Annotated in this window: 19 protein-coding genes; 14 read left to right on the top strand and 5 right to left on the bottom strand. The window is 66.0% G+C overall.

Annotation, left to right across the window (positions count from 1 at the left end):
* Positions 1–10: 10 nt before the first annotated feature.
* Both QPK27_RS12500 and QPK27_RS12495 read right to left on the bottom strand, forming a co-directional pair.
* Complete coding sequence (locus QPK27_RS12500) at positions 11–970, bottom strand: hypothetical protein (RefSeq protein WP_290418573.1); 960 nt, start codon at positions 968–970, stop codon at positions 11–13.
* The gene (locus QPK27_RS12495) at positions 971–1354 is read right to left on the bottom strand and encodes a hypothetical protein (protein ID WP_290418572.1); all 384 of its coding nucleotides are present in this window, start codon (positions 1352–1354) and stop codon (positions 971–973) included.
* Positions 1355–1766: 412 nt separating this feature from the next.
* Between QPK27_RS12495 and QPK27_RS12490 the strand changes: the two genes are divergently transcribed.
* From QPK27_RS12490 to QPK27_RS12470, 5 genes are all read left to right on the top strand, one after another.
* Positions 1767–2405: a TetR/AcrR family transcriptional regulator gene (locus QPK27_RS12490; protein ID WP_290418571.1), complete on the top strand. Its 639-nt coding sequence runs from the start codon at positions 1767–1769 to the stop codon at positions 2403–2405.
* 46 nt (positions 2406–2451) lie between these two features.
* Positions 2452–4242, top strand: coding sequence for an acyl-CoA dehydrogenase C-terminal domain-containing protein (locus tag QPK27_RS12485; RefSeq protein WP_290418570.1), 1791 nt, complete (start codon positions 2452–2454; stop codon positions 4240–4242).
* 74 nt (positions 4243–4316) lie between these two features.
* Positions 4317–6734 (top strand): 3-hydroxyacyl-CoA dehydrogenase/enoyl-CoA hydratase family protein, encoded by a 2418-nt coding sequence (locus QPK27_RS12480; RefSeq protein WP_290418569.1) that lies wholly within the window; start codon positions 4317–4319, stop codon positions 6732–6734.
* Positions 6735–6775: 41 nt separating this feature from the next.
* Positions 6776–7972 carry an acetyl-CoA C-acyltransferase gene (locus tag QPK27_RS12475; RefSeq protein WP_290418568.1) on the top strand — a complete coding sequence of 399 codons (1197 nt, stop codon included), beginning with the start codon at positions 6776–6778 and terminating at the stop codon, positions 7970–7972.
* Positions 7973–8178: 206 nt separating this feature from the next.
* On the top strand, positions 8179–8952 hold the full coding sequence (locus QPK27_RS12470; protein ID WP_290418567.1) for an enoyl-CoA hydratase: 774 nt from the start codon (positions 8179–8181) through the stop codon (positions 8950–8952).
* 43 nt (positions 8953–8995) lie between these two features.
* On the opposite strand, the gene QPK27_RS12465 is transcribed toward QPK27_RS12470, so the two are convergent.
* From QPK27_RS12465 to QPK27_RS12455, 3 genes are all read right to left on the bottom strand, one after another.
* Positions 8996–9733, bottom strand: coding sequence for a hypothetical protein (locus QPK27_RS12465; protein ID WP_290418566.1), 738 nt, complete (start codon positions 9731–9733; stop codon positions 8996–8998).
* Positions 9734–9862: 129 nt separating this feature from the next.
* A complete protein-coding gene (locus tag QPK27_RS12460; protein WP_290418565.1) occupies positions 9863–10435 on the bottom strand; it encodes a hypothetical protein in 573 nt (190 codons plus the stop codon).
* Positions 10436–10542: 107 nt separating this feature from the next.
* Complete coding sequence (locus QPK27_RS12455; protein WP_290418564.1) at positions 10543–11112, bottom strand: GbsR/MarR family transcriptional regulator; 570 nt, start codon at positions 11110–11112, stop codon at positions 10543–10545.
* Between the two features lie 228 nt (positions 11113–11340).
* Here QPK27_RS12455 and QPK27_RS12450 point away from each other — a divergent pair, with 228 nt between their 5' ends.
* The 9 genes from QPK27_RS12450 (at position 11341) to QPK27_RS12410 (ending at position 19341) form a co-directional block, all read left to right on the top strand.
* Positions 11341–11700, top strand: coding sequence for a hypothetical protein (locus tag QPK27_RS12450; RefSeq protein WP_290418563.1), 360 nt, complete (start codon positions 11341–11343; stop codon positions 11698–11700).
* A gap of 112 nt (positions 11701–11812) precedes the next feature.
* Entirely contained in the window at positions 11813–13519 is a 1707-nt protein-coding gene (gene cydD, locus QPK27_RS12445; protein ID WP_290418562.1) for a thiol reductant ABC exporter subunit CydD, read from the top strand.
* Complete coding sequence (locus tag QPK27_RS12440; RefSeq protein ID WP_290418561.1) at positions 13516–15210, top strand: amino acid ABC transporter ATP-binding/permease protein; 1695 nt, start codon at positions 13516–13518, stop codon at positions 15208–15210. Before cydD ends, QPK27_RS12440 begins: the two co-directional genes overlap by 4 nt.
* Positions 15211–15248: 38 nt before the next feature.
* Positions 15249–16859: a cytochrome ubiquinol oxidase subunit I gene (locus QPK27_RS12435; protein WP_290418560.1), complete on the top strand. Its 1611-nt coding sequence runs from the start codon at positions 15249–15251 to the stop codon at positions 16857–16859.
* Between the two features lie 7 nt (positions 16860–16866).
* Positions 16867–18024 carry a cytochrome d ubiquinol oxidase subunit II gene (gene cydB / locus QPK27_RS12430; protein WP_290418559.1) on the top strand — a complete coding sequence of 386 codons (1158 nt, stop codon included), beginning with the start codon at positions 16867–16869 and terminating at the stop codon, positions 18022–18024.
* Positions 18025–18057: 33 nt separating this feature from the next.
* Complete coding sequence (gene cydX / locus QPK27_RS12425) at positions 18058–18216, top strand: cytochrome bd-I oxidase subunit CydX (RefSeq protein ID WP_290418558.1); 159 nt, start codon at positions 18058–18060, stop codon at positions 18214–18216.
* 74 nt (positions 18217–18290) lie between these two features.
* On the top strand, positions 18291–18551 hold the full coding sequence (locus QPK27_RS12420) for an Imm53 family immunity protein (protein ID WP_290418557.1): 261 nt from the start codon (positions 18291–18293) through the stop codon (positions 18549–18551).
* 102 nt (positions 18552–18653) lie between these two features.
* A complete protein-coding gene (locus tag QPK27_RS12415; protein ID WP_290418556.1) occupies positions 18654–18956 on the top strand; it encodes a helix-turn-helix transcriptional regulator in 303 nt (100 codons plus the stop codon).
* Positions 18957–19014: 58 nt separating this feature from the next.
* Complete coding sequence (locus QPK27_RS12410) at positions 19015–19341, top strand: DUF4326 domain-containing protein (protein WP_290418555.1); 327 nt, start codon at positions 19015–19017, stop codon at positions 19339–19341.

Below are 19341 nucleotides of genomic sequence, written 5' to 3'. Positions count from 1 at the left end.
CGGGTCGAGGTCAGACCTCCGGCACCGGGTTGACACCCTCCGTTAACACATAGGTGTTGCCATCGAACCGATAGCGTGCGGTCTCCTTGATCGTGCTGTCGAGGCGTTCGCTGTATTTGTCGGGCTGGTTGTCGATAACCCGGTAGCGTTTGCCCGCAAAATCGACCAGCATGTCGGGCGGAGTGTCAGCATCGGATCTGCCGGCGAAGCGAATCTTGCCGTTCACGTCCCAGCATTCAGTGTCTGGCTCGCATGCGCCCTCGTTGGTGGAGCCGATCAGCAGGTTCCCGAGTTCGCGAATGGGCGAGCCCAGTTCAAAGATGTTCGCGACAGCGATCGAGTAGCCTTGCCACGTACCGCCTGATGTCACGATGAAGCCGGCCTTGCCGGCGCTCGGTATGATCCACTCGATGCTGCCGATGTTGCCATGCGAGCCCATGGATGACAGGTTCTCGTGCCGCTCGACGACTTGCCATCCACCGTCATCGGTGCGCAGGATATACACGTTCAGTACGCCAGGCGAACCGTGTCCGGCAAGGTCATTCCCGTCCTGATCGGACGGCGAACCGTTGACAAGCACAGCGACGCGGCCGTCAGGCAGCGTGCTGGCCGATGCCAGTGTCATTTGATGGTATTCCCTGGCGCCATCGATATCGAGCTCGGCCAGTGCTTCATCCTTCTCAGGCGCATAGGCTTGGCCGAAGATCGCCCGCATCCAGGAGCGTTTGCGCTGCTTTTCCGGCGTGTCAATCGCGCTTGCCGCGGGAGCCGTGGCAGGCGCGACGGCCGTGCCGGAGAATGCCGGTGGTGCGTTGTGCACCTCCGGCTCCGGCGCCGGGGCGGCTTGCTCATTGCGCTTGCAGCCGCTCGGACCGGTAAGCAGAACGATCCCAGCCAGCAGCGTGACAAGGTTGTATCGGACAAATGCAGGGTTTGATATTTTCATGGATTTGAAACGGTAGCCGGCCATTCAGCCGCCCGCGTACATATAGACCAGCACTGCCAGCAGGACAATTACCAGGATGCCGAAACGCGTGAGCCAGTTGCCCGTTGCCTGCGAGCTATCCACGCCCCGTCCCTTGCCCCGGTTCGCCTCCACCGTCTCCTCTGCCTTCTGGACGATGGTCTCGGCGCTTTCGCGCTCCATTCCATGGAAGACCAGATCGGCAACGGCCTGTTCTGGCGTGGCGCCTTCGTCCAGGCGGGCACAGGCGCGACCGAGAATCACCAGAAAATCGGCCATCATCGCCTCATTGGATTTCTCTTCATCCTCGTCTGCGAACGAATGAATCGCCTCACGCAGGGCGATGTCGGTCGGTTCCATGACTTCCATGATCTGCTGCGCGTTGCTCATCTGTGTCTCCTCTCCATGGTTGTTATAAGGATCTATTGTCGAAAAGATGGTAACTCTTGGATAATGAACTAAAGTGACAATTGGGGGCGCGAGAAAGAAAGCTTCCCCAAGAATATCGCTTGGGCAACCATCGAGCACCGGGCTTGTATCCCCGGTACACCAACCCCGCAATCGGAACACCTGCGCCCGCAAAAATGCGGTACCTTTATAGCTGAATCGACAAATCGGTCGTCCACTGTTTTTCAAGCTGAACGATCCACCCACGGCGCATTCTCACTGTGCCAAGCATTGTTTTGCATCAATAGAACGCCAACTCTAAGTTCCCGTTTGACATTCCAAGCCTGATAGATAATAGTACGAGCGTTCGGATTTTTTCGACTCAGGGGATACTATCAACGCTTCAACCAAATTCATGCGCAAGGGCGAACAGACGCGGGCCGCGATCCTCGACGTCGCGCTCGAGCTCGCCAGCCGCAACGGTCTCGAAGGGCTGACCATCGGCCTGCTGGCCGACCGGATGAACATGAGCAAGTCGGGCGTGTTCGCCCACTTCGGTTCGCGCGAAGACCTGCAGCTGGAGGTGGTCAAGCTGTATCACCACCGCTTCGAGCAGGAAGTGTTTTTCCCGAGCATCAAGGAAACCCGCGGCCTGCCGCGCCTGGTCGCGATGTACACGCGCTGGGTCAAGCGGGTGTCGGTCGAGATCGCTTCCGGCTGCATCTACATCAGCGGTGCGGTCGAGTACGACGACCGCGAAGGCCCGATCCGCGAAGAGCTGGTGTCGATGGTCCGTGCCTGGCAGGGCGCGCTGCTGCGCAGCGTGCGCCAGGCGATCGAGGCCGGCCACCTGCATGCCGGGCTGGATGCCGAGCAGCTGGTGTTCGAGATGCACGGCCTGATCCTGGCCCTGCACCATGACGCCCGCTTCCTGCGCAATCCCGGTGCGGTCGAACGCGCCGAGGCTGCCTTTGCGCGCCTGATCGAGAATTACCGCAATCCACAAGCAGTGCCGGAACAAGCAACAGCACAGCAAGACCACCAGGCGGCATAAGCCGCCGGCCAAGTCCAACATCATTACCCTTCGTCAGGAGAAAACCATGGGTCAGTACGTCGCGCCACTTCGGGATATGCAGTTCGTGTTGCACGAATTCCTCAACGTCACCGAGGAATTCAAGAGTCTGCCGAAGTACGAGGAAATCGACGCCGACATCATCAACCAGGTGCTGGAAGAAGGCGCGAAGTTCACGCAGGAAGTGCTGTTCCCGCTGAACCACTCGGGCGACCGCGAAGGCTGCCATTTCAGCGCGGCCGACAAGACCGTCACCACCCCGAAGGGTTTCAAGGAAGCGTATAAACAGTATGTCGAAGGCGGCTGGGCCGCGCTGGCGTGCGATCCCGAATACGGCGGCCAGGGCCTGCCGGTCACGCTGAACAATTCGTTCTACGAGATGCTGAACTCGTCGAACCAGGCCTGGTCGATGTACCCGGGCCTGTCACACGGCGCCTATGAGTGCCTGCTGGAGCACGGCACCGACGACCAGAAACGCCTGTACCTGCCGAAGCTGGTCTCGGGCGAGTGGACCGGCACCATGTGCCTGACCGAAGCGCACTGCGGCACCGACCTGGGCCTGCTGCGCTCGAAGGCCGAACCGCAGGCCGACGGCACCTACCTGATCACCGGCTCGAAGATCTTCATCTCGGCCGGCGAACACGACATGGCCGAGAACATCGTCCACCTGGTGCTGGCGCGCCTGCCGGACGCTCCGGAAGGCTCGAAAGGCATCTCGCTGTTCCTGGTGCCGAAATTCCTGCCGAACGACGACGGCTCGCTGGGCGAGCGCAACGGCATCGCCTGCGGCGCCATCGAAGAAAAGATGGGCATCCACGGCAACGCCACCTGCCAGATGAACCTGGACAATGCGCGCGGCACCCTGATCGGCCAGCCGCACAAGGGCCTGCAGGCGATGTTCGTGTTCATGAACGCGGCGCGCCTGGGCGTCGGCATGCAATCGCTGGGCCTGACCGAAGTCGCGTACCAGAACGCGCTGGCCTACGCCAAGGACCGCATCCAGATGCGCAGCCTGTCGGGCCCGAAGGCGCCGGACAAGCCGGCCGACCCGATCATCGTGCACCCGGACGTGCGCCGCATGCTGCTGACCGCGAAAGCCTACGCCGAAGGCGGCCGCGCCTTCACCTCGTACATGGCGCTGCAGATCGACCGCGAACTGAACCACCCGGACGAAGACGTGCGCAAGGAAGCGGCCGACGAAGTCGCGCTCCTGACCCCGATCATCAAGGCCTTCATCACCGACAACGGCTGGATCGCCACCTCCGAAGCGCTGCAGGTGTACGGCGGCCACGGCTACATCTCGGAATGGGGCATGGAGCAGTACGTGCGCGACGCCCGCATCAACATGATCTACGAAGGCACGAATACCGTGCAGTCGCTCGACCTGTTGGGCCGCAAGATCCTGATGGACAACGGCGCCAAGCTGCGCAAGTTCGGCGAGAAGATCAAGGCCTTCGTCGAAGAGAACGGCCTGGACGAGAACCTGTCCGAGTTCATCACGCCGCTGGGCGAGCTGGGCGAGAAGGTCACCAAGCTGACCATGGAAATCGGCATGAAGGCCTTCCAGAGCCCGGACGAAGTGGGCGCCGCGGCCGTGCCTTACCTGCGCGTGGCCGGCCACCTGGTGTACAGCTACTTCTTCGCGCAGATGGCGAAGATCGCACTGGCCAAGCTGGACTCGGGCGACAAGTTCTACGAAGCCAAGCTGGCCACCGCGCGCTTCTACTTCGCGCGCCTGTATCCGGAAACCGCGATGCTGATCCGCCAGGCCCGCTCGGGCGCGTCGAATCTGCTGGCGCTGGATGCCGAGCTGTTTTAATTCACCGTCACGCTGAACTCGCGGTCCCTGCCCGGCCATGCCAGGCAGGGACCGCGCTCAAACAAGGAATAAACATGTCCAATTTCATCGTCAAGAAAGTCGCCGTCCTCGGCGCCGGCGTGATGGGTGCGCAGATCGCTGCGCACTGCGTGAACGCCAAGGTCCCGGTTGTCCTGTTCGACCTGCCCGCCAAGCCGGAGCAAAGCTCCGGCGGTCCGTCCAATAAGAATTCCATCGTCCTGCGCGCCATCGAGAACCTGAAAAAGCTGTCGCCGGCCCCGCTGGGCAACAAGGACGACGCGGCGCTGATCGAAGTCGCCAACTACGAGGACAACCTCGACGTGCTGGCTGGCTGCGACCTGATCATCGAAGCCATCGCCGAGCGCATGGACTGGAAACACGACCTGTACGCCAAGGTCGCCCCGCACATCGCCCCGCACGCGATCTTCGCTTCCAACACCTCGGGCCTGTCGATCAACAAGCTGGCCGAAGGCTTCGACGCCGGCCTGAAGGAACGCTTCTGCGGCGTGCACTTCTTCAACCCGCCGCGCTACATGCACCTGGTCGAACTGATCCCGACCGAAGCCACGCGCCCTGAAATCCTCGACCAGCTCGAGACCTTCCTGACCTCGACCCTGGGCAAGGGCGTGGTGCGCGCCAAGGACACGCCGAACTTCATCGCCAACCGCGTCGGCATCTTCGGCATGCTGGCCACCATCGTCGAAGCCGAGAAATTCGGCCTCTCCGTGGACGTGGTCGACGACCTCACCGGCGCAAAACTCGGCCGCGCCAAGTCGGGCACCTTCCGCACCGCGGACGTGGTCGGCCTGGACACCATGGGCCACGTGATCAAGACCATGCAGGACAACCTGAAGGACGACCCGTTCTTCAGCGTCTACAAGACGCCTGACATCCTGGCGAAACTGATCGAGAAGGGCGCGCTGGGCCAGAAATCGGGCGCGGGCTTCTACAAGAAGGTCGGCAAGGACATCCAGCGCCTCGACTTCGCGACCGGCGAATACGTGCCGAGCGGCGCGAAAGCCGCCGACATCGTCGGCCGCATCCTCAAAGAGAAAGACCCGGTCAAGAAGTTCAAGGCCATGCGCGATTCGACCAACCCGCAGGCGCAGTTCCTGTGGGCGATCTTCCGCGACGCCTTCCACTACATCGCCTTCCACCTCGACACCATCGCCGACAATGCGCGCGACATCGACTTCGCGATGCGCTGGGGCTTCGGCTGGAGCGTCGGTCCGTTCGAGACCTGGCAAGCCGCCGGCTGGACCCAGATCGCGCAGTGGGTGAAGGAAGACATCGACGCCGGCAAGGCGCTGAGCAATGCGCCGCTGCCGGCCTGGGTGTTCGAAGGCTCGGTCGCCGAGAAGGGCGTGCACACCGCCGAGGGTTCGTACTCGGTCACGAAAAATGCGTACGTGCCTGTCTCCGACCTGCCGGTGTACAAGCGCCAGCAGTTCCGCGCGCCAGTCGTTGGCTCGACCACGACCGACGCGAAAACCTTCGGCACCACCGTGTTCGAAGACGACTCGGTGCGCCTGTGGCACTCGGACGACGAAGTGCTGGTCATCTCGCTCAAGACCAAGATGCACGTCATCGGCGACGGCGTGATCAAGGGCATCCAGCGCGCGCTGAAGGAAGCTGAACAAGGCTACAAGGGCGTGGTGATCTGGAACACCGACGCGGCCGAAGGCGGCGCGTTCTCGGCCGGCGCCGACCTGCAATCGGCCCTGCCGGCCTTCATGGCCGGCGGCGCGAAGGCGATGGAGCCGATCGTGCGCGAGCTGCAGGACACCTTCATGGCGATGAAGTATTCGAACATCCCGGTGGTCGCCGCGGTGGCCGGCCTGGCGCTGGGCGGCGGCTGCGAACTGGCGCTGCATGCGTCGAAGCGTGTCGCCTCGATCGAGTCGTACATCGGCCTGGTGGAAGTCGGCGTCGGCCTGGTGCCGGCCGGCGGCGGCCTGAAAGAGGCTGCCCTGCGCGCGGCAACGGAAGCCAAGGGCAACGACATCCTGCAATTCCTGAAGACCGGCTTCATGAACGCGGCCACCGCGCAAGTGTCCAAGTCCGCGCTGGAAGCCAAAGCCATGGGCTACCTGAAGGAAGACGACATCATCGTCTTCAACGCCTATGAGCTGCTGCACGTCGCCAAGACGACCGCGCGCGCCATGTTCGACGCCGGTTATCGCGCGCCGGCACGCAAGACCTTCCCGGTCACCGGCCGCTACGGCTGGGGCACCATCCGCGGCCAGATGGTCAATATGCGCGACGGCGGCTTCATCTCGGCCTACGACTACCACCTGGGCGACACCATCGCCGAGATCGTGACCGGCGGCGACATCGACCAGGGCAGCGTGGTGAGCGAACAGTGGATCCTCGACCTGGAACGCAAGGCTTTCGTCGCTCTGCTGAACAATCCGAAGACCCAGGAACGGATCATGGGCATGATGCAGACCGGGAAACCTGTACGCAACTGAGCAGTCCGCAACTGACAAGCCTAAAGAACAGGATTACTGACATGAGCAAACAACTTCAAGACGCATACATCGTCGCCGCGACCCGTACCCCGATCGGCAAGGCGCCGCGCGGCATGTTCAAGACCACCCGCCCGGACGACCTCCTGGTGCACGCCATCAAGGGCGCCATGGCCGCCGTGCCGAACCTGGACCCGGCCCTGATCATCGACGCCATCGTCGGCTGCTCGTTCCCGGAAGCGGAGCAGGGCTTCAACATCGCCCGTAACTCGGTGGTGCTGGCCGGCCTGCCGCACACCGTGGGCGGCGTCACCGTCAACCGCTACTGCGCCTCGGGCATCACCGCGCTGGCGATGGCCGCCGACCGCATCCGCGTGGGCGAGGCCGACGTGATGATCGCCGGCGGCGTCGAATCGATGTCGATGGTGCCGATGATGGGCCACCACCCGTCGATCAACATGGAAACCTTCAAGGACGAGAACGTGGGCCTGGCCTACGGCATGGGCCTGACCGCCGAGAAGGTGGCGACCCAGTGGAAGGTGTCGCGCGAAGACCAGGACGCCTTCGGCCTGGAATCGCACCGCCGCGCCATCGCCGCCCAGCAAGCGGGGTACTTCAAGGACGAGATCACCCCGGTGGAAGTCGTCACCCGCACGCCGAACCTGGCCACCGGCCAGGTCGACGTCAAGACCCGCACCGTCGACACCGACGAAGGCCCGCGCGCCGACGCCAGCATCGAATCGATGGCGAAACTGAAGCCGGTGTTCGCGGCCAAGGGCACCGTCACCGCCGCCACCTCGTCGCAGATGTCGGATGGCGCCGGCGCCCTGATCGTGGTCAGCGAAAAGATCCTGAAGGAGCACAACCTGACTCCGCTGGCCAAGTTCTCCTCTTTCGCCGTGCGCGGCGTGCCGCCGGAGATCATGGGCATCGGTCCGAAGGAAGCGATTCCTGCGGCCTTGCGCGCCGCCGGCATCACCCAGGACCAGCTGGACTGGATCGAACTGAACGAAGCCTTCGCCGCGCAGGCGCTGGCCGTGATCCGCGACCTGGGCCTGGACCAGTCGAAGGTCAACCCGATGGGCGGCGCGATCGCCCTCGGCCACCCGCTGGGCGCGACCGGCGCGATCCGCGCCGCGACCGTGGTGCACGCCCTGCGCCGCAACAACCTGAAGTACGGCATGGTGACGATGTGCGTCGGCGCCGGCATGGGTGCGGCCGGCATCATCGAGCGCGTGTAATGCATGAACGGCGGCGCGCATCAGCGACCGCCGCGTAGCACCGCGTGGGCGGAAGATCCAACTACCCGTAGGGTGGGGGGGTCTCCCGCCCACGCGTCCATCCAGCTTTCGAATCAACGCGCCGGCGCCGCATATCGCGCCGTAGGGTTGGCGGCTTCGCCGCCGACGCGTCCAACCAGCACAAGAACACCCCCGGAGACCGCAGCATGTCCATCCTCACCACCCAATCCGACGGCATCCTCAACCTCGAATTCGACCGCCTGGAACGCAAGAACGCCATCACCGGCGCCATGTACCAGACCATGGCCGACGCCCTGCGCGCCGCCGAAGCCGACAGCGCCGTGCGCGCCATCCTGATCACCGGCAAACCCGAGATCTTCACCGCCGGTAACGACCTCGACGACTTCCTGAACAACGCCGGCGAAGGCGCGATGACCGAGCAGCGACCGGTGTTCCAGTTCATGACCGCCTTGGAGAGCTGCACCAAGCCGGTGGTCGCTGCAGTGGCCGGCGCCGCCGTCGGCATCGGCACCACGCTCCTGATGCACTGCGACCTCGTCTACGCCGCCGATAACGCGAAGTTCTCGATGCCGTTCACCCAACTCGGCCTGTGCCCCGAATTCGCCTCGTCGCTGTTGGTCGCGCAAGCGGCCGGCTACACCCGCGCCGCCGAAAAGCTGCTGCTGGGCGAAGCCTTCCTGGCCCAGGAAGCGCTGGAGATGGGCATCGTCGCGCGCGTGCTGCCGGCGCCCGAGCTGCTGGCCTTCGCCCAGGGCCAGGCCGCCAGGCTGGCCAAGCTGCCGCCCGCTTCGATCCGCACCACCAAGGCGCTGATGAAGCGCGCCCGCGCGCCGATGATCCGGGAGGCGATCGCCGCCGAGAACGAGCGTTTCAGCGCCATGCTGCAAGGCGCCGAGGCGAAAGAAGCCTTCACTGCCTTCTTCGAAAAGCGCAAGCCGGACTTCAGCAAATTCGATTGAGGTGCTGCGATGTGGCCGTGGCACGGGCGCAGGACGATCCCGCTCACGGCCACAAAAAGCTGTACCAGGCCAGCGCGCAGAACAGCAGGTTGAGCAGGCCGCGATGGCCGCCCATCATCCAAACCCCCAGCACGCCGATGCCGACGGCAAGCCATTCTTCGACCAGCAGCATCCAGTAGCACAGGAAGCCGATGACAAGCAGCACGTGGTCCGATACCGGGGGCGCCTGTGCTGGCCGCGCCATGTGCCTGGCATACTCCGGATCCGCCGCAAGGCGCCCGTGCACCTGCTCTACGATCTGCAGGCGGCGGGCGCCGTCGATCAGGTGCCGTTCGGCCTTGGCGCGTTCGCGCAGGACGACGATGTCCTGGGCCGGGACGACGTGGTCTTCGTAAAGCGCGACCAGCATGTCGGCTGCCGAGTCGATGCGCCACATATAATTGTCCGGCGCCGCTTCCTCGCGCTGCTGGTCCGTGATCAGGCCCAGCATCAGCAACTGGTCCGCCAGCAGGCGGTGGTGGTCGCAGATCTCGTCGGCGATCTGTTCATTGACGGTGTCGACGATCCGGTCACGCTCGGTTTCCTCGAGCGTGGTCATGGCGTCGAGTTCCTGATGCGAGATCAAGCCGTGCCGGTAGGCCCACAACAGTTGCTGGTCCGGCTGTCCAAGCTGGGCAAAGGCCACATAGTCGGGGTGGGCGAGGATGGCGCCACGCTGCTCGCCGGTGACCAGCCCGAGCGTGCTCAGTTTGTCGAGTGAGGTCGTCGGGAGCGTTGTCATCGTCGGTTCAGCAAAGTTTCACTCAAGAAGCTTAGCTTGCCGTCCCTAGACCGGACACCTCACATTATTGTTAGGTTGAAACATGGGCGCGGCTGTACAGGGGCAATTTGGCCTGCAGCCGCGATCCGGTCAGCGCATGTGCGTGACGTGCGCCTCGCGCAGCGGCGTCCAGCCCAGGCGCGCTTCGATGATGCGGCGGTAACGGGTGTCGATGTGCGCCGGAGTGCGGCGGATATAGTCCTCGGCCGCGTCGCGCTGCTCACCTTCGCAGCTGTCCAGCCAGGCCACCACCTGGTCCGGCGACGGCACGTTGCCGTTTTCGCCGTCGAACTTCGGCGGCACTGCGGTCCACACCGCGGCGTCGAGGCGTTTTTTCTCCAGCCAGGCGGCGATGCGCGCATCAGCCGTGGCGCCATCGACGCTTGGGACGCTGCCGACCCAATGCGGCTTCCCGGGCGTGATCTTTTCGCGCTCCTGCAGCATGGCGCGAGCTTCATCGAGATCATCGGTACCGAGATAGGCCCAATACGTAGGCATCGGGCGCGCGCTCTCGCACAGCACCAGCGCCAGCTCCGGACTGTCGTCGCTCTGGCGCACGAATTCGAGTGGCAGCCTGGGGCCGCCGGGATGCCAGCCCGAGGCCAGCTTGAGGGAACCCGGCTTCCACAGCAGCGAGCCCCAGGCAATACAGACTATGTTCATGAGAAAGGGTAGAGGGGCAATCAAAACGCCAGTCTAGCCCGTCAACGAAAAACGGCGAGCACGGCTATAACCTGCCGGGACAGGCCCTGAGCACGGCGCGCCGACCGTCAGTCTTCTTTCACTTCCTTGCCTTCCCTGGCGCCGGCGCCGAACAGACGGTCCTTGGCCGACAGCAGCTTCTGCACCTTGGAACCCATCTTCATCAGCTGCGACATCGATTCCGGCGACAGGCGCTGCAGGTCGTCGAACCAGTTATTCGCCAGGTCGACCAGCTCGTGCATCTCGCGCATGCGCTCCTGGGCGAACTTGTCTTCTGGGTTCTTGGCGTTGGCCATCAGCGATTCGCGCAGCACCGACAGCGTGGGCGCGACTTCACGGCGGCGCCGTTCGGCCGCCACCACGCGGAAGATTTCCCACACGTCGCCCAGCGAACCGAAGTATTCGCGGCGGTCGCCCGGGATGCGGGTCAGGCGCACTAGGCCCCAGGATTGCAGTTCCTTGAGGCCGATGCTGACGTTGGAGCGCGAGATGCCGAGCTTCTCGCCGATGTCGTCCGCGTTGAGCTGGTGCTCGCTGACGAACAGCAGGGCGTAGATCTGGCCCACGGTCCGGTTGATGCCCCAGCGGCTGCCCATCTCGCCGAAGTGGCTGACAAAAGTTTGGACGAGTGGAGTCATGGTTGCCAACTTTTCGATGTTCTTGAAACCTGAATTATCCCACGTAGGCCCGCGCTTCACAGGATACGAGTGCGTTTCTGTCGTGGTAACAGGAAAGCGCCGTCAATACCTGACTAACTCACTCTGCTATCTGTTCAATTTGCTGACAGCAACAGATTTTGGGTGCATACTTTCACTAATTCCTGAAAATTCAAAATGTATTTTGCGCCGCAACACAGCTGATCGACCATGAACCCGCACCGCACCCGCCCCTTCATCCTCTGGCTCGCCGCCCTGGCGATCCTGTGGGGCGTGCTGCGTCCGTCGCTGAACGCGTTCATGGCCTCCGGCGCCGGCAAGGCGCTGGTCGAAGGCTGCATCGACGCCGGCCGCCTGCTGGCGCTGGAAAACGGTCCAATCGAACATCTCAGCGCCGAATCGGCGGAGCATCTGGCGCAGGCCGGGCTGGCTGCCGCCTGCATTGCCGCCAACGCCTTGCTGGCATGCGCCGCCGTGCAACCTGCCATCGCCTTCCCGGAACCGGATCTGCCATCGACCGCCGTGGTCGATGCTTCCCACCCGAGCCGCGCGCCTCCGTCGCTGGCCTGACCCCCGCACACCCCTGACGACACCGCGGCCCGCCGCGCCCGCATGCCGCCTGTTCAAGGCCGGCAGGAGGGCACGCACGCCTGCCGCTCCCGAAATCTGCTGGAGAAAGACCATGTCTCGAAGCACCCGACGCAACAAGCCGAGCGCGCCCGGCCGGTCGCCGCGCGCTGCTGCCGGTAACCTCGGCACGCTGGTGATGAGCAGCGCCGCGCTGCTGTGGATCCCGCAGGCCGCGCTGCTGGCTTGGGCCGTTCAGCAGTTGGCCAACGGCGCCGGCCTGTTCGAGATGCTGGTCCCGGCGGTCGCCTACCTGGCGCTGGGCGTGATCCGCGCCAGCAGCGAAGCCTGGGGCGCGCGCCGCCTGTTCGCCGCCTCGCGCCTGCAGCTGGCGCAGATGCGCGCCGATGCTGCAGCCAGCCTGGCGGCGCGCTCGCCGCTGGACCGTGCGCGCCTGCCGTCCGGCCAGGCCGCCAGCGTGCTGGCCGAGCAAGCCGAAGCCGTGCTGCCATGGCTGGTGCGCTACCAGCCGGCGCGCATGCGCACGATGCTGGTGCCGCCGGCGATCGCGCTGGTGGTGGCGTATCACTCGTGGATGGCGGCGCTGATCCTGGTGCTGGCCGCGCCCCTGATCCCGATCTTCATGGCCGTCATCGGCTGGCGCGCCAAGGCCGCCAGTGAAGCGCAGCTGCAGGTCATTGGCGGCATGAGCGGCTTCCTGCTCGACCGCCTGCGCGGCCTGTCGACGCTGCGCGCGCTCGATGCGGTGGACGCTACCGCCCGGCGCGTGCGCGACAGCGCCGAAAACGTGCGCGCCAGCACCATGCGCGTGCTGCGCATCGCTTTTCTCTCCTCGACCGCGCTGGAACTGTTCTCGGCGCTGGGCGTGGCGCTGGTCGCCGTGTACGTGGGTTTCCATCTGCTGGGCGAGATCGGCCCGGGCAGCTGGGGCGTGCGCTTGAGCCTGGAGCAGGGCCTGTTCGTGCTGCTGCTGGCGCCAGCCTTCTTCGAGCCGCTGCGCGAACTGGCGGCGGTGTGGCACGACAAGGCGTCCGGCGAAGCGGCGCTGGAAGCGCTCGGCAAACTGCAGCAGGACGCGCTGGCGCTGCCCGGCGCACTGAACCCGCAGCGCCTGCGCAGCCGGCCCGGCAGGGTGCCACAGGCGCCGTCGGTCGACATCGAAGGCCTGCGCTTCGGCCACGCCGGCGAAGCCGCGCTGTTCGACAACGAAGACCTGTATATCCGCGCCGGCGAGCACATTGCGCTGGTGGGCCCGAGCGGCAGCGGCAAGACCACGCTGCTGTCGATCGTCGCCGGCCTGGTGGCCCCTACTGCGGGCGCGGTGCGCATCGGCGGCGTGCCGCTGGACGAGCACACCGCCGCCGACCTGCGCACCCGCATGGCCTGGATCGGCCAGAAGCCGCACGTGTTCTCCGGCTCGGTGCGCGCCAACGTGGCGCTGGGCCGGCCGGGCGTCTCGCACGTCACCGTCACCGCCGCCGTGCAGCGCGCCGGCCTGGGCCACGTGCAGCACGCCACACCCGACGACAGCCTGGGCGAGGGCGGCAGCGGCCTGTCCGGCGGCGAACTGGTGCGCCTGGCGCTGGCGCGCGCGGTCGCCGCGCCGCAGGCCGGCCTGCTGCTGGTCGACGAACCGACCGCCCACCTCGACCGCGACACCGCCGACGCCGTGATCGACACCCTGCTGCAGCTGGCCCAGGACCGCACCCTGATCGTGGCCACCCATGACCTGGCCCTGGCCGCGCGCCTGGGCCGCGTGGTGCGCCTCGGCGAACCCCTTACCAAACGGAGCGCGGCATGAATGCGAAACGTCCCAACGATCTGACTCCTGTATTGGCCCTGTTCGCCCGCAACGGCGGGCGCCGCATGCTGCTCGGCGCTTTTCTGTCGACGCTGGTGGTGCTGGCCGGGATGGCGCTGCTGGGCACCTCGGGCTGGTTCATCACCGCCACCGCGCTGGCCGGCCTCACGGCCGCCGGACTGGCCGGCTTCAACGTGTTCGTGCCGAGCGCCTCGATCCGCCTGCTGGCCCTGGGCCGCACCTTCGGGCGCTACGCCGAGCGCGTGGTGACCCACGACGCCACCCTGGGCGTGCTGGCCGCGCTGCGCGAACGGCTGTTCCGCGGCTGGGCCCAGCCGCAGGCGGCACGCGCACTGTTGCGTCGTCCGGCGCGCCTGCTGTTCCGCCTGACCAGCGACATCGACGCACTGGATGCGATCTACCTGCGTCTGCTGGTGCCGGCCATTGCCGCCTTTGGCGCGGCGCTGCTGGGCGGCCTGGTGCTGGGCATGATGGACTGGCGCCTCGGCCTGGCGCTATTCGCCTGGCTGCTGGCCTTCGGCCTGGGCGCCGCGCTGGTCGCCGCCCGCGCCGGCCGCAAGGTGGCGCTGCGCCGCGCCCGCGCCCTGGAACGGCTGCGCGCCGGGGCGATCGACCTGGTCGCCGGCCAGACCGACCTGGCCATGGTCGGGCGCCTGGGCGCGCAGTGCGAAGCCTTGACGCACACCGACGCCAGACTGGCGCGCGCCGACGATGCGCTGCACCGGCTCGACACCGGCGCCGGTTGGACCTATGCGGTCGGCGGGCACCTGACGGTGGCGGCGACCCTGCTGGCGGTCGGCGCGCTGGCGCAATACCAGGGGCTGGGCGCGCCGAGCGCTGCGCTGGCCTTGCTGATCGCGCTGGCCGCGCTGGAGCCGTTCGCGGCGCTGCGCCGCGGCGCCATCGAGGCCGGCCGCAGCTGGCTGGCCGCGCGCCGCCTCGGACCGCGCCTGCGCGATGAAGACACCGCGATCGCCGCACCCGCCGGCCATGACAGCGACGCCCTGTGCCTGTACGGCGCCACGGTCGTCCACGCCGGCCGCGATGGCGCGGCCCTGCACGACATCACGCTGCGCATCGACGCCGGCGAACGCGTCGCCGTCATCGGCGCCAGCGGCGCAGGTAAATCGACGCTGCTGGCGCTGGCCGCCGGCGAAGTCGTGGCGCAATCGGGCGAAGTGCTGGCCCGTCCCTGCACCTGGCTCACCCAGCGCACGGAACTGTTCCAGGACAGCCTGCGCGACAACCTGCGCCTGGCCGATCCAGGCGCCAGCGACGAACAGCTGTGGGATGCGCTGCGCGCAGCCGGCCTGGAAGCCGACGTGCGCGCCCTGGCCCAGGGCCTGGACACGCGCCTCGGCGAGGGCGGCCTGGGTTTGTCGGGCGGCCAGTCGCGCCGCCTGGCGCTGGCGCGCCTGCTGCTGCGCGGCGCCGACTTCTGGCTGCTGGACGAACCGACCGAAGCGCTGGACGGCGCCACCGCCAGCGACGTGCTGGCGCGCCTGGCGCGCCACGCGGCGGGACGCACGGTGCTGCTGGCCACCCACCTGCGGCGCGAAGCGGAAATCGCCGACCGCCTGCTGGTCATGAACAAGGGATGCATCGTCGCCGACCTGCGGCGCGGCACCCGCGAATTCGACACGGCGCTGGGCACGCTGCGCCGTCACTGAATTGCCCACCTTAATTAATCAATAAGAAAGGATTCACCATGGATCTCGACGTTGTCGGGCTCTCCCGACTACAGTTCGCCCTCACGGCGCTGTACCACTTCCTGTTCGTCCCCCTGACGCTGGGGTTGTCGATGCTGCTGGCCATCATGGAAACCGTGTACGTGATGACCGGCCGCCCGATCTGGCGCCAGATGACGAAGTTCTGGGGTGTGCTGTTCGGTATTAACTTCGCCATCGGCGTCTCGACCGGCCTGGTGATGGAGTTCCAGTTCGGGATGAACTGGAGCTACTACAGCCACTACGTCGGCGACGTGTTCGGCGCGCCGCTGGCGATCGAAGGCCTGATGGCGTTCTTCCTCGAAGCGACGTTCGTCGGCCTGTTCTTCTTCGGGTGGGACCGCCTGTCGAAGCGCCAGCACCTGGTGGTGACCTGGCTGACCGCGCTCGGCACCAACTTCTCGGCGCTGTGGATCCTGATCGCCAACGGCTGGATGCAGAACCCGGTCGGCTCGGCCCTGAACCCGCAGACCATGCGCATGGAAGTATCCGACTTCGGCGCCGTGCTGGCCAACCCGGTGGCGCAGGCCAAGTTCGTGCACACCGTCTCGGCCGGCTATGTGATCGCCGCCATGTTCGTGCTCGGCATCTCGGCCTGGTTCCTGCTCAAGGGGCGTCACATCGACCTGGCCAAGCGCTCGATGACGGTGGCTGCCTCGTTCGGCCTGGCCGCCTCGCTGTCGGTGGTGGTGCTGGGTGACGAAAGCGGCTACATGGCCACCGAACACCAGAAGATGAAACTGGCCGCGGTCGAAGCCATGTGGAACACCGAGCGTGCGCCGGCCGCCTTCACCGCCTTCGGCTTCCCCGACCAGGATGCGCGCGAGACCCACTACGCAGTCCACATCCCGTTCGTGATGGGCCTGATCGGCACCCGTTCGCTGGAAACCGAAATCCCGGGCATCCACGACCTGGTGCAGCTGGCCGAAGTGCGCATCCGCCAAGGCATCCAGGCGTACGACGCGCTGGAGCAGATCCGCGCCCTCGGTGGCAACACCCCGGTGCCGGCCGACCTGAAGGCCCGCTTCGAAGAGCATAGCGGCGTGCTCGGTTACGCGCTGCTGCTCAAGCGCTACATCGACGATCCGCGCCAGGCCAGCGACGCCCAGATCGCGCAGGCCGCGCTGGACACCGTGCCGCAGGTCGCGCCGCTGTTCTGGTCGTTCCGCATCATGGTCGCGCTGGGCATCTTCTTCATCGTGCTCAACGCCGTGTTCTTCTGGCTGTCGGCCAAGCGCAAGCTGGACGCCTATCCCTGGCTGCTGAAAGTGGCCGTGTGGTCGATCCCACTGCCGTGGATCGCCGCCGAAGCCGGCTGGATCGTGGCCGAACTGGGTCGCCAGCCATGGGCCATCGAAGGCGTGCTGCCGACCGCGGTCGCGGTGTCGAACCTGGGCATCCAGACCGTGCTGGGCACCCTGATCGGCTTCGTGGTGCTGTACACGATCCTGATCATCGTCGAGATGAAGCTGATGCTCAAGGCCATTCGCAAGGGCCCGGAAGCCGAGCCTGCCCACGCCCAGGGCGCCCACAGCCCGCTGATCGGCACCACGCCGGCCATGCGCACCGCCCCAATGATCACTGCGGAGTAAAACCATCATGATTCTTCACATGCTTCTCGATTACGACACCCTGCGTGTCATCTGGTGGCTGCTGCTGGGCGTGCTGCTGCTCGCCTTCGCCGTCACCGACGGCTTCGACCTCGGCACCGGCACGCTGCTGCCGTTCGTGGCCAAGACCGACCTCGAACGCCGCGTCGTCATCAACTCGGTCGGCCCGGTCTGGGAAGGCAACCAGGTCTGGCTGGTGCTGGGCGGCGGCGCCATCTTCGCCGCCTGGCCGCAGCTGTACGCGGTCTCGTTCTCGGGCTTTTATCTGGCCATGGCGGCGGTGCTGCTGGCGCTGATCATCCGTCCGGTCGCCTTCAAGTACCGCAGCAAGCGCGAAGAAGCGCGCTGGCGCAATACCTGGGACTGGGGCCTGTTCGTGGGCGGCTTCGTGCCTTCGCTGATCTTCGGCGTCGCCATGGGCAACGTGCTGCAGGGCGTGCCGTTCCGCTTCACGCCGGACATGCAGATCTTCTATGAGGGCACCTTCTTCGGCCTGCTCAACCCGTTCGCGCTGCTAGCCGGCCTGGTGTCGATGGCGATGCTGATCATGCACGGCGCCACCTGGCTGGTGCTCAAGACCGACGGTCCGGTCGCCTCGCGTTCCCGTACCTGGGGCATCCGCGCCGCGCTGGCCACGGTGATCCTGTATGCGCTGGCCGGTGCGCTGCTGTGGAGCTTCGTGGACGGCTACCGCATCACCAGCGCGATCAACACCGTCGGTCCGTCGAACCCGCTGTTCAAGACCGTGGAAAGCGGCGTGGCCGGCATGTGGTTCGCCAACTACGCAGCCCACCCGTGGACCCAGCTGGCCCCGGCCGCCGGCATCGTCGGCGCCTTGCTCACCGTGATGGCGCTGGTGCGGCGCTGGGAAGGCGTCGCCATGCTGACCTCGAGCCTGTCGATCGCCGGCATTGTGCTGAGCGTGGGCGCCTCGATGTTCCCGTTCATCCTGCCGTCCTCGATCCAGCCGCAGGCCAGCCTGACGGTGTGGGATTCGTCGTCGAGCCACCTGACGCTGTTCATCATGCTGGTCGCGACCTGCATCTTCCTGCCCCTGATCATCGCCTACACCAGCTGGGTCTACAAGGTCCTGTGGGGCAAGGTGAATCCGAGCGACATCAGCGGCGGCAAGACGCACGCCTACTGATCCGACAACCCATTCGACAAAAGGAAATCAATCATGTGGTATTTCGCCTGGTTACTCGGCCTGCCGCTGGCAGCCGCCTTTGGGGTGCTCAACGCGATGTGGTACGAGCTGATGGACGACGCGGCGCAACAGCGCGCAGCGGCCGACGTCGCCGTGCCGCACGCCGAAGCCATCGCGGCAAACGCACAGTAAGCAACCCACGGCGCGGACAGGGCATCGTCCGCGCCAACCGCATCACCCGTAACACCAGCATCAAGGCTTGCATCATGGGTCAACAATGTGACAATCCCTGGGGACGCCTCAGCGGCATGTCGATCGCCGCCACCGACAAACCGGGCTGGCACGTCGAGATCGATCTCTCGGCTACCGCCTGGGCCGACCTGGTCGTGCCGTTCTCGCGCCAGTGCCGGCGCAAGGCCGACTGGATCGAATGCGAAGTCAGGGGAGGGCGCTTCATCGGCGACGGCGGCAGCCATAACCTCAACGAGCTGCTGCAGCGCTTCCTGGCCATCGTCAAGACCGACTGAGACGGGCGCACTTTGCGCGCTTGTCATCACTCTGTCAAAGTCATTCGACAGAATTCGAAGCGTGGCCGCTGCGGCCACGCCACCGAAACCACTGGTCATCGCATGCAAACCAATCTCGCCATCGCGGCGCTCGCCGCGCTTGCCCAGGAATCGCGCTTCGCCGCGTTCCGCCTGCTGGTGCAGGCCGGCCCCCGCGGCCAGTCCGCCAGCAGTATCGCCGCGTCGCTGCAGATGCCGGCATCCTCGCTGTCGTTCCACCTGAAGGAGCTGACCCACGCCGGCCTGGTCGTGCCGCGCCAGGAAGGCCGCTACATCATCTATGCCGCCAGGGTCGACACCGTGCACCGGCTGGTCGACTTCCTGGCCGACAGCTGCGGCGACGCCGCGCCCGCCGTGCCGGTATGATGACGGAAGGGTAAACGGCCGCCGGAGCGGCCGGCACGCATCGTCATGAAAGGCCGCAATGACACCGCAGCGGGTGCAGTTGAGCAGGAAGAAGGGCTGGCGCATGCCGCCCGATACGATCTCGGTGGCGCGCCCCGGGCGCTGGGGCAATCCGTTCTCGGTGCTGCCCGAGTTCGCGCCGGGCACGCAGGTAGGGCGCTACGTCGCCATGCCGAGCGTGGAACAGGCGGTGGCGGCTTACCGGCGCTGGCTGCGCGACGATCCGGCCGGGCAGCGCGTCGCCCAGGAAGCGAAGAGCGCGCTCCGCGGGCATAACCTGGCCTGCTGGTGCCGCCTCGATGGGCCGTGCCACGCGCAGGTGCTGCTGGAACTGGTCAACGACTGA

Origin of the sequence: Massilia sp. YIM B02443 (assembly GCF_030411955.1) — a bacterium.
Taxonomy (GTDB): Bacteria; Pseudomonadota; Gammaproteobacteria; order Burkholderiales; family Burkholderiaceae_D; genus Telluria.
Note: the sequence above shows the minus strand (reverse complement) of the source record. Positions and strands in the feature narration are given on the sequence as shown.

Excerpts from the sequence above, each read along its gene's own strand:
- QPK27_RS12440 (WP_290418561.1), top strand. The coding sequence starts at position 13,516 with ATGAATGCGAAACGTCCCAACGATCTGACTCCTGTATTGGCCCTGTTC.
- QPK27_RS12490 (WP_290418571.1), top strand. The coding sequence starts at position 1,767 with ATGCGCAAGGGCGAACAGACGCGGGCCGCGATCCTCGACGTCGCGCTC.
- QPK27_RS12495 (WP_290418572.1), bottom strand. The coding sequence starts at position 1,354 with ATGAGCAACGCGCAGCAGATCATGGAAGTCATGGAACCGACCGACATC.
- QPK27_RS12480 (WP_290418569.1), top strand. The coding sequence starts at position 4,317 with ATGTCCAATTTCATCGTCAAGAAAGTCGCCGTCCTCGGCGCCGGCGTG.
- cydD (WP_290418562.1), top strand. The coding sequence starts at position 11,813 with ATGTCTCGAAGCACCCGACGCAACAAGCCGAGCGCGCCCGGCCGGTCG.
- QPK27_RS12465 (WP_290418566.1), bottom strand. The coding sequence starts at position 9,733 with ATGACAACGCTCCCGACGACCTCACTCGACAAACTGAGCACGCTCGGG.
- QPK27_RS12470 (WP_290418567.1), top strand. The coding sequence starts at position 8,179 with ATGTCCATCCTCACCACCCAATCCGACGGCATCCTCAACCTCGAATTC.
- QPK27_RS12455 (WP_290418564.1), bottom strand. The coding sequence starts at position 11,112 with ATGACTCCACTCGTCCAAACTTTTGTCAGCCACTTCGGCGAGATGGGC.
- QPK27_RS12460 (WP_290418565.1), bottom strand. The coding sequence starts at position 10,435 with ATGAACATAGTCTGTATTGCCTGGGGCTCGCTGCTGTGGAAGCCGGGT.
- QPK27_RS12450 (WP_290418563.1), top strand. The coding sequence starts at position 11,341 with ATGAACCCGCACCGCACCCGCCCCTTCATCCTCTGGCTCGCCGCCCTG.
- QPK27_RS12410 (WP_290418555.1), top strand. The coding sequence starts at position 19,015 with ATGACACCGCAGCGGGTGCAGTTGAGCAGGAAGAAGGGCTGGCGCATG.
- QPK27_RS12475 (WP_290418568.1), top strand. The coding sequence starts at position 6,776 with ATGAGCAAACAACTTCAAGACGCATACATCGTCGCCGCGACCCGTACC.
- QPK27_RS12435 (WP_290418560.1), top strand. The coding sequence starts at position 15,249 with ATGGATCTCGACGTTGTCGGGCTCTCCCGACTACAGTTCGCCCTCACG.
- QPK27_RS12485 (WP_290418570.1), top strand. The coding sequence starts at position 2,452 with ATGGGTCAGTACGTCGCGCCACTTCGGGATATGCAGTTCGTGTTGCAC.
- cydX (WP_290418558.1), top strand. The coding sequence starts at position 18,058 with ATGTGGTATTTCGCCTGGTTACTCGGCCTGCCGCTGGCAGCCGCCTTT.
- cydB (WP_290418559.1), top strand. The coding sequence starts at position 16,867 with ATGATTCTTCACATGCTTCTCGATTACGACACCCTGCGTGTCATCTGG.
- QPK27_RS12415 (WP_290418556.1), top strand. The coding sequence starts at position 18,654 with ATGCAAACCAATCTCGCCATCGCGGCGCTCGCCGCGCTTGCCCAGGAA.
- QPK27_RS12500 (WP_290418573.1), bottom strand. The coding sequence starts at position 970 with ATGGCCGGCTACCGTTTCAAATCCATGAAAATATCAAACCCTGCATTT.
- QPK27_RS12420 (WP_290418557.1), top strand. The coding sequence starts at position 18,291 with ATGGGTCAACAATGTGACAATCCCTGGGGACGCCTCAGCGGCATGTCG.